Annotated in this window: 10 protein-coding genes and 1 tRNA gene; 8 read left to right on the forward strand and 3 right to left on the reverse strand. The window is 66.6% G+C overall.

The window, feature by feature from the left end:
* Positions 1-95 precede the first annotated feature (95 nt).
* Positions 96-587, reverse strand: a complete 492-nt coding sequence (locus tag RH90_RS24690; RefSeq protein ID WP_332306560.1) for a hypothetical protein — start codon at positions 585-587, stop codon at positions 96-98.
* A 128-nt stretch (positions 588-715) separates the two neighbouring features.
* Here RH90_RS24690 and RH90_RS05860 point away from each other — a divergent pair, with 128 nt between their 5' ends.
* The 3 genes from RH90_RS05860 to RH90_RS05870 all read left to right on the forward strand — a co-directional run bounded on the left by RH90_RS05860 (position 716) and on the right by RH90_RS05870 (position 5940).
* Complete coding sequence (locus tag RH90_RS05860; protein ID WP_010184471.1) at positions 716-2365, forward strand: M28 family peptidase; 1650 nt, start codon at positions 716-718, stop codon at positions 2363-2365.
* A 3-nt stretch (positions 2366-2368) separates the two neighbouring features.
* Complete coding sequence (locus tag RH90_RS05865) at positions 2369-3343, forward strand: agmatine deiminase family protein (protein ID WP_010184472.1); 975 nt, start codon at positions 2369-2371, stop codon at positions 3341-3343.
* Positions 3344-3522: 179 nt separating this feature from the next.
* Positions 3523-5940 (forward strand): membrane-bound PQQ-dependent dehydrogenase, glucose/quinate/shikimate family, encoded by a 2418-nt coding sequence (locus tag RH90_RS05870; RefSeq protein ID WP_010184474.1) that lies wholly within the window; start codon positions 3523-3525, stop codon positions 5938-5940.
* A gap of 161 nt (positions 5941-6101) precedes the next feature.
* Here RH90_RS05870 and RH90_RS05875 read toward each other — a convergent pair whose 3' ends face one another.
* Positions 6102-6500, reverse strand: a complete 399-nt coding sequence (locus RH90_RS05875) for a low affinity iron permease family protein (protein ID WP_029625073.1) — start codon at positions 6498-6500, stop codon at positions 6102-6104.
* A 55-nt stretch (positions 6501-6555) separates the two neighbouring features.
* Between RH90_RS05875 and aguB the strand changes: the two genes are divergently transcribed.
* Positions 6556-7422, forward strand: coding sequence for an N-carbamoylputrescine amidase (gene aguB, locus RH90_RS05880; RefSeq protein ID WP_010184477.1), 867 nt, complete (start codon positions 6556-6558; stop codon positions 7420-7422).
* Positions 7423-7432: 10 nt separating this feature from the next.
* Here the strand turns inward: aguB and RH90_RS05885 are convergent, their stop codons facing one another.
* Positions 7433-8095, reverse strand: a complete 663-nt coding sequence (locus RH90_RS05885; protein WP_010184478.1) for a uracil-DNA glycosylase — start codon at positions 8093-8095, stop codon at positions 7433-7435.
* 56 nt (positions 8096-8151) lie between these two features.
* Here RH90_RS05885 and folK point away from each other — a divergent pair, with 56 nt between their 5' ends.
* The 4 genes from folK to RH90_RS05905 all read left to right on the forward strand — a co-directional run bounded on the left by folK (position 8152) and on the right by RH90_RS05905 (position 11867).
* Entirely contained in the window at positions 8152-8607 is a 456-nt protein-coding gene (gene folK / locus RH90_RS05890; RefSeq protein ID WP_442852468.1) for a 2-amino-4-hydroxy-6-hydroxymethyldihydropteridine diphosphokinase, read from the forward strand.
* A gap of 36 nt (positions 8608-8643) precedes the next feature.
* A tRNA-Lys gene (locus tag RH90_RS05895) sits at positions 8644-8719 on the forward strand.
* A gap of 21 nt (positions 8720-8740) precedes the next feature.
* Positions 8741-9439 carry a phosphatase PAP2 family protein gene (locus RH90_RS05900; RefSeq protein WP_010184482.1) on the forward strand — a complete coding sequence of 233 codons (699 nt, stop codon included), beginning with the start codon at positions 8741-8743 and terminating at the stop codon, positions 9437-9439.
* A 223-nt stretch (positions 9440-9662) separates the two neighbouring features.
* Positions 9663-11867: a TonB-dependent receptor gene (locus tag RH90_RS05905; protein ID WP_010184484.1), complete on the forward strand. Its 2205-nt coding sequence runs from the start codon at positions 9663-9665 to the stop codon at positions 11865-11867.
* Positions 11868-11904 lie beyond the last annotated feature (37 nt).

Here is an 11904-nt window from a genome sequence, read left to right on the forward strand (position 1 = left end):
GCGTAGCGTCGTCGTGTCGATCCGATCGATGCCCAGCCCCTCGCGGCCGTCGGCGAGCAGCGTACCGGTGCCCGCTTCGGGGATGTAGCTCCGCGTTACCAGGACGGTCCCGGGGCACCGCCGCTCCAGTCGATCACCGCGCCGCCACCGAACGCCACACCGAGCGCGCGGGCGTTAGAGCGCGCGCTCAGCACCTTGAGGTTCTTTCCGTCCTTGTCGATCGATATCAGGCGCGTGTAGCCGTCATGCCCGCGCTCGGTCTCGAGGATCATGTAGATGCCACAGACGAGGCGCGTGTCGCTCGACCAGTTGCACCGCGTCAGGCGGTCGGGATCGCCGCTCGACGACAGGATCGGCTTGGGCACTCCATCGGCGAGCGAGACGATGACGAGTGCGGCGCCTCTCCCCTTGATCGCGGCGATATAGGAAATTGTCGAGCCATCGGGCGAAAGGCTGATTTGCTGGATATCCTGGCGCGCTCCGAACCGCGTCGCAGCGTCGCTGTGAACGGGCGCCACCGTATCGGCAGCGAACAGCGGCCCGCTGAAACAGGCGGCGAGCGCCACCACAAACTTGGCTCTTTTCATAAAAATCCCCCCCGCAGAGGATGCTACCGACGTTTTCGTGCGATGCAATGGGATCGATGGTGTCCAGGTTGCGCGCTCGCGATGCGGCTGCCAGAACGGTGTCCTTAGCTAAAGAGGGATCTGTGCCGATGCGCGTTGTGCCGATTTTCACCGCGATGCTGGGGGTCGCGGGCCTGACCAGCGGCGCGATCGCGCAGACCGCGCCGCGTGGCCCTGCGATCTCGGTCGAGACGCTCAAGCAGGTCACCAAGACGCTGTCGTCCGACGCGTTCGAGGGCCGCAAGCCGGTGACGCCCGGCGAGACCAAGGCGACCGACTATATCGTCGAGCGCTTCAAGGCGGCGGGGCTCAAGCCGGGCAACAATGGCAGCTGGTTCCAGGCCGTCCCGCTGGTCGAGCTGACCGCGCACGCCGTGACGCCGATGACCTTCAGTGGCGGCAAGACTCCGGTCGCGCTGCAATATCGCGACGACATGGTGCTGGCGAGCTACCGCGTGACGCCGACCATCGCGATCAAGGACTCGCCCGTCGTGTTCGTCGGCTACGGCATCACCGCGCCCGAGCGCGGGTGGGACGATTACGCCGGCATCGACGTCCACGGCAAGACCGTCGTCATCCTGGTCAACGATCCCGACTGGCAGACCCAGGCGCGCGAAGGGCTCTTCGAGGGCAAGGCGATGACCTATTACGGCCGCTGGACCTACAAGTTCGAGGAAGCCGCGCGCCACGGCGCGACCGCGGCGATCATCGTCCACGATACCGAGCCCGCGGCCTATGGCTGGGGCGTGGTGCAGTCGAGCTGGACCGGGCCGCAACTCGAGCTCGACGAGCAAGGCGACCATGCCGACCAGAGCCAAGCGGTCGGCTGGATGCAATTGCCCAAGGCCAAGGAACTGTTCGCGAGCGCGGGCAAGGATTTCGACGCACTCAGCGCGGCCGCCAAGGTCAAGGGCTTCAAGGCCGTTCCGCTCGGCGTCACTGCCTCGGTTTCGTTCACCAACACGATCAAGCGGCAGGCGTCGAAGAACGTGATCGGCATCCTGCCGGGCACGACGGCGCCGAAGGACTATGTCCTCTTCACCGCGCATTGGGATCATCTCGGTCATTGCGACGCAGTCAAGGGCGACGCCATTTGCAACGGCGCGCTCGACAATGCGAGCGGGGTTGCGGGACTCGTCGCGCTCGCCGAGGCCAACGCCAAGGCGGGGCCGGCGCGGCGTTCGCTCGTCTTCCTGTCGGTGACGTGCGAGGAATGCGGACTGCTCGGCTCGCGCTATTACGCTGAGCATCCGGTCTATCCGCTTGCCGACACGGTCGGCGGCGTGAACATGGACGTGCTGAGCGTCAACGGCCGCGCCAAGGATTTCGTCATCACTGGTGCGGGCAAGTCGGAGCTCGAGGATCGCATGAAGGCGCTGGTCGAAGGCGAGGGGCGCGTGATCACGCCAGAGCCCAATCCGGAGCGCGGCGGCTATTATCGCTCGGACCATTTCAGCTTCGCCAAATTGGGCGTGCCGATGTTCGATGGCGGTGCGGGCGAGGACCTGCGTGTCGGCGGGACCGCGGCGGGGCATGCCGCGACGCTCGATTATATCCAAAACCGCTATCACAAGCCGCAGGACGAATATAATGCGGCCTGGGATTGGTCGGGCGCGGTCGAGGATCTCCAGCTCTATTACGGGTTGGGGCGCCAGCTGGCCGACGGCAGCGACTGGCCCAATTGGTACAAGACCGCGGAATTCCGCGCCATTCGCGACAAGGCTCGCGCAGGGAAGTAAAAGATGTCGAAGCTGCTGCCGCCCGCGGAATGGGCACCGCATGCCGCGGTGTGGATCGGGTTTCCGAGCCATCCCGAGCTGTGGGAGGACGATCTCGATACCGCGCGCGACGAAGTCGCGGCGTTCGGGCGCGCGGTGCATGCCGAGGGGCGCGGCGAGCAGGTCATCTTCGTCGTCGCCGATGAGGATGCGGCGGACGCGGCGCGCGACCTGGCGGGCGATTTCGCCGAGATCGTGGTCGAGCCGTTCGGCGATATCTGGCTGCGCGACACCGGGCCGATCGTGCTGTCGGACCACAGCGCGCGTGCGTTCCGCTTCAACGGCTGGGGCGGCAAATACGATCTGCCCGGCGACGACGATGTCGGGCTGCGGCTCGCGGCGAGCAAGCTGCTGCCGGTCGAGCGCTGCGACTGGGTGCTCGAGGGTGGGGCGATCGACGGCGACGGCACCGGGCTGGTCGTCACGACCGAGCAATGCCTGCTCAACGCCAATCGCAACCCGGCGCTCAGCAAGGCCGAGATCGAGCAGCGGCTGCACGACGATCTCGGCTTCGACCAGATCCTGTGGCTCGGTGATGGGCTGATGCACGATCATACCGACGGGCATGTCGACAATCTCGCGCGCTTCGTCGCGCCGGGCGTGCTGGCGATCCCGCAGGCGGCCGAGAACGACCCCAATTGGCTGGTCTATCAGCATGCCGCGAGCGCCGCCGAAGCGATGGCGGGGGTCACGGTGGTGCGGATCCCGTCGCCTGGCCGCGTGCTGCGCGACGAGGAGATCGTCCCGGCGAGCTATATGAACTTCTACATCGGCAATGCCGCTGTCGTGGTGCCGCTCTACGGCGCACCCAATGACGAATCGGCGGTCGCGGCGGTGCAGGCGCTGTTCCCGGGGCGCACCGCGGTGGGCTTGCGCGCCGATGCGATCCTGACCGGCGGCGGCAGCTTCCATTGCATCTCGCAGCAAGTGCCCGCCTGATCGGCGAGGCGCGATCGGGGAGATGCGGGCGGTCGCGTTCCGCGGAGCCGAAGCTAATCCAAATTAGAAACGCTCCGTTGCCTAAAGGTTACGGAACCCGGTCGGCTGCGACCTGTTGGCAGGCTAGTGGCTAAGCGCATGATTCTGCGCGCCGATGGCCGCGGCAAAGGGAAATGCGCATGAGCGAATGGCGAAGCTGGCCGGCGATCCTTCTGGGGCTGGTCATCGCGGCGATCGGGCTCGTCCTCACCATCGGCGGGGTCTGGCTCGTCGCGATCGGCGGATCGCCCTATTATCTGCTCGCCGGCGTCGCGATGCTGGTGTCGGGGGTGCTGCTCGTCCGCGGCCGCGTTACCGGGGCCTATCTCTATATCGCGGTGGTCGCGCTGACCGTGCCGTGGGCGTTTGCCGATTCGACCAGCAACCTCGTCTGGGCGCTGGTCCCGCGGATCATCGCGCCGATCGTGCTGCTGATCGCGACGCTGCTCGTCATGCCGACGCTGACCGCCACGCGCCAGCGCTGGCGGCTGGCGGGCGGTGCGATTGCCGGCGTCGTCGTCGCGACCGTGCTCCTGTTCACCGTGCTCGGCACGCGCGACGTCGCGATCGCCGCGCTGCCGGCGCAGACCTCGACCGGGATGGGCGATCCGTCGGGCGTGTCGACCGGCGCCGACTGGCCGGTCTATGGCGGCACCGGCGCCGCGCGCCGCTATTCGCCGCTGACGCAGATCAACGCCAGCAATGTCGGCGACCTCAAGCAGGTGTGGCTCAGCCATACCGGCGACATGCCGAGCGATGCCGCCGCCGCCGCGCAATATGGCGCCGAGACGACGCCGCTCAAGATCGGCAATTCGCTCTATCTGTGCTCGGCCAAGAACATCATGATCTCGATGGACGCGGCGACCGGCAAGGAGAATTGGCGCTTCGACCCGAAGGTCGCCAACGCGTGGATTCCCTATACCGCCGCCTGTCGCGGCGTGACCTATTATGCCGTACCGGGCGCCAAGCCCGACGCGGTGTGCGCGACGCGCATCCTCGAGGGCACGCTCGACGCGCGGCTGATCGAGGTCGACGCCAGGACCGGCAAGCCGTGCGCCGATTTCGGCGCCAACGGCCAGGTCGACGCCAAGATCGGCATGGGCCATGTCTTCCCGGGCCTCGTTTCGATAAACTCGCCGCCGGTCATCTTCCGCGGCATCGCGGTCACCGGGCATCAGACCACCGACGGACAGGAACGCTACGAGCCGTCGGGCGTGATCCAGGGCTTCGACGCGGTCACCGGCAAATTGCGCTTCGCCTGGGACATGAAACATCCCGAATGGACCGGCTATCCGCCCGCGGGGCAGGAATGGGCGCGCGGCACGCCCAACATGTGGACGATGGCGAGCGGCGACGAGAAGCTCGGGCTGGTCTTCCTGCCGATGGGCAATTCGACGGTCGATTATTGGAGCTCGCTGCGCACCAAGCCCGAGAACGATTTTGCCACCTCGATCGTCGCGCTCGACGTGACGACGGGCAAGCCGCGCTGGCATTTCCAGGCGGTCAAGAAGGATGCGTGGGATTACGACTTCGGCAGCCAGCCCTCGCTGATCGACTATAAGGGCACGCCGGCGCTGCTCGTCTCGTCGAAGCAGGGCGACATGTATGTGCTCGACCGCGCGACGGGCAAGGCGCTGACTCCGGTCGGCACGATCAAGGCGCCGGACGGCGGGATCGAACCCGACCAGCGCTCGCCGACGCAGATCGTCTCGCTGTGGCAGACGCTGCGCAAGGGCGTGCTGACCGAATCGGACATGTGGGGCATGTCGCCGATCGACCAGATGATCTGCCGCATCAACTTCCGCCGGGCGAGCTACAAGGGTTTCTACACCCCGCCCGAGGTCGACCGGCATTCGATCGAATATCCCGGTTATAATGGCGGGACCGACTGGGGCAGTGTCGCGGTCGATCCGATGCGCGGCGTGATCGTCGCCAATTACAACGACATGCCCAATTACGTCCGGCTCGTCCCGCGCAAGATCGCCGACCAGAAGGGTTGGTTCACGCGCGAGCAGAAGGCCGACATGGCCAAGCAGGACCAGGGCGGCAACGCCAGCCGTGGCGACAAGCCGCACGCCGAGGGCGCGGGCGATCCGCAGGCGGGGACGCCTTATGCGGTCGACGTCAATGCCGGGTGGCAGATGCCGTTCACCGGGATGCTGTGCAAGCAGCCGCCCTATGGCGGGATCCGCGCGATCGACTTGGCGACGGGCAAGACGATCTGGGATCGTCCGTTCGGCTCGGCGCGCAAGAACGGGCCGTTCGGCATTCCGAGCTACCTGCCCTTCACGATCGGCACGCCCAACAATGGCGGTTCGATCGTGACCGCGGGCGGGATCATCTTCGTCGCGGCGGCGACCGACGATCTGTTCAAGGCGATCGACCTCAAGACCGGCAAGATCCTGTGGCAGGTCGCGCTCCCCGCGGGCGGGCAGGCGACGCCGATGGTCTACGAACAGAACGGCCGCGAATATGTCGTGCTGATGACCGGCGGGCATCACTTCATGAAGACGCCGATCGGCGATCAGGTGATCGCCTGGGCGCTGCCTAAGAGCTGACCTTCTCAATCCTCCCCCGGGAACCGGGGGAGGGGGACCGCCAGCCTTCTTCAGGCTGGTGGTGGAGGGGGCCGCAAGCGGACCACTCGCGGAGAGGCCCCCTCCACCCTTCGCTGAATGCTCAGGGTCCCCCTCCCCCGCTGCGCGGGGGAGGATTGAGGTTACAGCCGCCCGATCAGTCGCTCGATCGCCTTGTGATCGCTCGATTCCTCGCCGCATTCCTTCTCGATCATGCGCTTGATCTTTTCGAGCTCGTCCTGCGTCAGGTGCTCGATGCCGATGAACGCGTCGCGCGCATCGCTCGTCGCGCGGATGATCTCGTCGAGCTTGGCCTGCATCGCCGACGCGTCTCTGTTCTGTGCATTCTGGATGAGGAACACCATCAGGAAGGTGACGACCGTGGTGCCGGTGTTGATCACCAGCTGCCACGTATCCGAATAGTGGAACAGCGGTCCGGTCACGCCCCACACGATCACCACCGCCAATGCGATGGCGAACGCCGGCGGCCGGCCGGCCCAGCTCGCGACCTTCTGCGCGATCGCCTCGAACACTCTATCCATCGCAACTGCCCTTTGTGTCTTTGAATCGTCGCCAAGAAGCCCGATATGGCGGCGCATGACCGAAATCACCGTCGCCGCGCTGCAGCTCGCTTTCTCCGCCGATATGGACGCGAACATCGCCCATGTCTCCGACCTCGTGCGCGAGGCCGCGGGCAAGGGCGCGCAGGTGATCCTGCCGCCCGAACTGTTCGAGGGCGAATATTTCTGCCGGGTCGAGGACGAGGGGCTGTTCGCCAACGCCAAGCCGGTTGGCGTCCACAAGGCGGTGCTCGCGATGCAGGACCTCGCCAGGGAGCTCGGCGTCTATATCCCGACCAGCTTCTTCGAGGCCGACGGCCCGCACCATTACAATTCGCTCGCGATGATCGGCCCCGATGGCGGCGTGATGGGGGTCTATCGCAAGAGCCACATCCCCGACGGGCCGGGCTATGAGGAGAAATTCTATTTCCGCCCGGGCAATACCGGCTTCAAGGTGTGGCCGGGTCCTGACGCAACGACGCTCGGCGTCGGCGTGTGCTGGGATCAATGGTATCCCGAGACCGCGCGCGCGCTGATGCTGATGGGCGCGGAAATCCTGTTCTACCCGACCGCGATCGGCAGCGAGCCGCACGACACCTCGCTCGACACCGCGCGGCTGTGGCGCCGCGCGATGGTCGGGCATGCGGTGTCGAACGTCGTGCCGGTGGTCGCCGCGAACCGCATTGGCGTCGAGCCCAATGGGGAAGAAGGGGGCCAGACCTTCTACGGCACGAGCTTCATCACCGACGAGCGCGGCGATATCCTGGCGGAACTCGGCCGCGAGGAAACCGGCGTGATCACCGCGACGCTCGATCTCGACCGGGTCAAGCGCCACCGCGCGGCGTTCGGCTTCTTCCGCGACCGCCGCCCCGATCTCTACGGGCGGTTGGTGCAGGATATCTGACGCGCTCGGGTCAGCCCGCGGCGTGCAGTTCGACCGCGCGCGCGAACACCGCCTCGAACATCTCCGCCGTCAGCCGCCCGGTGCTCTGGTTGTAGCTCGAGCAGTGATAGCTATCGATCAGCACACGCCCGTCGGGCATGCGATGCTCGGCGCCGTGCGCGAAGCGGCATTTGGGCAGCCGCCCGCCGAGCACCTTGACCGCCGACTGATGCGCGACCTGACCCAGCGCGATGAACACGCGCGCGGTGGGAACGGCGTCGGCCTGCGCTTCGAGGAAGGGGCGGCAAGTGCGGATTTCCTCGGGGGTCGGCTTGTTCTCGGGCGGGAGACATTTGACCGCGTTGACGATCATCACACCCTCGAGCTGGAGCGTATCGTCGGGTTTGCCTTCATAGTCGCCCGTCGCGAGCCCGAACTTGGCGAGCGTGTCGAACAAGAGCGGCCCCGAGCGATCACCCGTGAACGGCCGCCCGGTGCGGTTCGCGCCGAACTGGCCGGGCGCGAGGCCGACGATGCCGAGCCAAGCCTGCGGGTCGCCGAAGGCGGGGACCGGCGCGTTCCACCAGGCGGGATGTTCGACCCGCATCGTCTCGCGCAAGGCGACGAGGCGCGGGCAGAGCGGGCAATCTCGCGAAGGTTCGGTTTCGGGCAACGGGCTGGGTGCGAAGGTCATCGCGATGCGATAGGCCGGTTTGGGTGAGCAACTCAACCTGTCCCGCCTGCTATGCCATCGCAATCGGATCCAACCGCTCTGGGCGACACGGCGCTCCCACCGCTGAAGTGACCGCTGCGATCGCAGCGCTCGACGGCGTGCTGGCGCGCTCGCCGATCCTGAGCAGTGCCCCGCTCGGGCCATCGATCCGGCGCTTCGCCAATACAGTCGTGCTGGTCGGGAGCGAGGTCGTGCCGAGCGAGATGCTTGCCCGGCTCAAGCGGATCGAGCGTGATTTCGGGCGGCGGCGCGGCGCGCGCTGGGGCGCGCGGGTGATCGATCTCGATATCGTCTTGTGGTCGGGCGGGACGTGGCGGTCGAAGGGGCTGTCGGTGCCGCATCTCGCCTTCCGCGAGCGCGATTTCGTGCTCGCGCCGTTAGGCGTCGTGGCGCCCGATTGGCGCGACCCGCGGACGGGTTTGACGCCGCGCCAGCTGCTCGCTCGCTTGCGCAAGCTTAAGCGTCTGGGTTGACCCATCCGGCAACCGCTCCTAACGCGAGCGCGGTGTGGGCCCATAGCTCAGTTGGTAGAGCAACGGACTTTTAATCTGTAGGTCATGGGTTCGAGTCCCATTGGGCCCACCACCGGCATGCAAGGATGCCCCGATGCCGCCCCCCGCCGCCGATATCCGCCACCCGCCCTGGACGATCCTCGCGGTCGCCGCGCTAGGGCTGGCGGGCGGGGTCCTGATGCTCGTGGGCGCGCTGATCGATCATGGGCTGCAATTCGGGTTCGATCGCGCGATCCTGCTTTGGGTGCGGGGCGGCGTCGCACACGGCGTGCCCCCCGGGCCCGCCTGGCTGACGCGCAGCATCCTCGACATCACTGCGCTCGGTGGCCCGACCGTGTTGGTGCTCGTCGCCGCGGCGACCGCAGGGCTGTTGATCGTCCAGCGGCACTGGCTGACGCTCGCACTCGTGCTCGGCGGCACGATCAGCGGTTCGCTGGTGGTGACGGCGGTCAAGGCGCTGATCGGGCGGACGCGGCCGGCGGTGACCGATCATCTCGTCGCGGCCTATGACGCGAGCTTCCCCAGCGGCCATGCCGCGAACAGCGCCTGCGTCTATCTGACGCTCGCCTTGCTGCTGCTGCAGATCACCGAGCATCGCGCGGTTCGCCGCTATGGACTGGGCGCGGCCCTGCTGCTCGTCGCGGCGATCGGCTTCAGCCGGGTGTATCTCGGCGTGCATTGGCCGAGCGACGTGCTGGCGGGCTGGACTTTCGGCGGGTTGTGGGCGGTGGCCTGGTGGGCGCTCGGCGCAGCGCTTCGCGTGCGGGTCGCGCATCGGCGCGGGGCGCGCTGAGGGGAACGGGTCGAGCGCGCGACCCGCATGCGATCGCTGTTCCACGCCTGCAGCCGCCGCTACGACCGCATTGGCCGAACCGTTCATCGTTGCGCAAGGTTCGGGAGGCCACCCAGCCCGACACAGGGCCGATTCGTTTCCGGGAGTCGATGAAACGGCCTTGTGATAATATCACATAACATCTACTGCGCCGCACAACGACGTTTGAAAGGCCGCCTCCCGCATGCTCCGAGCCACCCTCCTGTCCAGCGCTGCCCTGCTTAGCATCGCGCCCGTCGCCGCGTTCGCCGCTCCCGAGGCCGCGCCTGCCCCGGCGCCGGTCGCTGCGCCGGCCCCTGCGCCGGCCCCTGCGCCGATCGCCACCGATGGCCAGACTCCGCCCGAAGCACCCAAGGCAGGCCCCGACATCGTCGTCACCGGCCGGCTCGACGCGGCGCGCGCCTCGATCCAGCCGAGCCTCGGCGCGACCACCTATTCGATCACCGCCGCGACGATCAAAGCGCTGCCCGGCGGCGAGAATCAGCAGCTCAATCAGATCCTGTTGCAGTTGCCGGGCGTGGTGCAGGACGGCGGCGGCCAATTCCACGTCCGCGACGACCACAACAATCTGCAATATCGTATCAACGGCACGATCCTGCCCGAAGGCGTCGCGGTGTTCGGTCAGACGCTGAGCCCGCGTCTGGTCGAGCGCTTCGATCTGCGCACCGGCGCGCTCCCCGCGCAATACGGCCTGCGCACCGCTGGCATCATCGACATCACCACCAAGAACGGCTTCGCCAATGCCGGGCAGGTGTCGCTCTATGGCGGGACCAACGACACCTTCCAGCCGAGCTTCGATTATGGCGGATCGAGCGGCAACACCAATTACTTCGTCACCGGCAGCTACAAGCATAGCAATATCGGGATCGAGGCGGTCGATGGCAGCCGGACGCCGTTGCATGATCAGACGAACCAGTATCAGGGCTTCGTCTATGTCGATCATACGCTCGACGAGAACAACCGCGTCTCGTTCATGGGCGGCTATTCCGACCAGAGCTTCCAGATCCCCAATCCGCGCGGGCTGACCCCGAGCAACGGTTACAATGTCGGCGGGGTCACCGATTTCCGCAGCGAGGATCTCGACGAACGCCAGCGCGAGCGCACCGCGTTCGGCCTCGCCAGCCTGCTCCACGATGCCGGCCCCGTTACGCTGCAGGCATCGCTCTTCGCGCGCTATTCGGCGCTGCGCTACACCCCCGACGTGACGGGGGAATTGCTGTTCAACGGCATCGCACAAAAGGCGTTCAAGCAGGACTTCACCTTCGGCGGCCAGCTCGAGGGGGTCTATCGGGCGTCGGACGCGCATACGCTGCGCGCCGGCGTGATCGTATCGCGCGATCGCAGCAATTCGCAGACCAGCGCGCAGGTGTTCCCGGTGGATGCCAGCGGCGCGCAGACTGGCCAGCCGATCACGATCGTCGACAACAGCGCGACGACCGAGATGACCTACAGCGTCTATCTGCAGGACGAATGGAAGATCGCCGATCCGCTGATCGTCAATTTCGGCGGGCGCTTCGATCATTACAACGGCTTCCGCGCCGAATCGCAATTCTCGCCGCGGATCAACGCCGTGCTGACGCCGTCGAAAGGGCTGACACTCCATGCCGGCTATGCGCGCTATTTCTCGCCCGCGCCCTTCTCGAACGTCGCGACGACGAGCGTGCTCAAGTTCCGCGGTACCAGCGCGCAGGCGCCGGGCGACGACGGTGTGAACACCCCGCTCGCCACCGTTCCCTTTGCCGAGCGGCAGGATTATTTCGACATCGGCGCCGAGCAGAAGATCGGCCGCTTCACGCTCGGCATCGATGCCTATCATCGCCGATCGAAGAACCTCGTCGACGAGGGCCAGTTCGGCGCGCCGATCATCCTGACGCCGTTCAATTATGCGCGCGGACGGATCGACGGGATCGAGGGCAATGTGTCGTACCAGCACGGACCCTGGCTCGCTTATGCCAATTTCTCCTATGCCAAGGCGCAGGGGCTCGGGATTGCGTCGGGGCAGTTCAATTTCGACCCGGGCGACGTCGCCTATATCGCGCGCAACTACATCTATCTCGACCACGACCAGACCTATACCGGCTCGGCGGGCGCGTCGTATCGCTTCGACCAGGGCTTCCTGCAGGGCAGCAAGCTTGGCGGGAGCATGATCTACGGGTCGGGGCTGCGCAAGGATGGCGATGTGCCCAATGGCGGCAAGCTGACGCCCTATGCGGTGTTCAACCTGACCGCGAGCCACAATTTCAAGGCGCCGGGGATCGAGCTGCGCTTCGATCTGCTCAATGTCGCCGACCGCGTCTACGAGATCCGCGACGGGTCGGGGGTCGGCGTCGGCGCGCCGCAATTCGGCGCGCGGCGCGGCTTCCTGTTCGGGATCAGCAAGACGATTTGATGTCGGGCACTCCCCTCCCGCCTGCGGGAGGGGCTGG

It is taken from the genome of Sphingomonas sp. PAMC 26605 (genome assembly GCF_000241485.1).
Lineage (GTDB): Bacteria > Pseudomonadota > Alphaproteobacteria > Sphingomonadales > Sphingomonadaceae > Sphingomonas.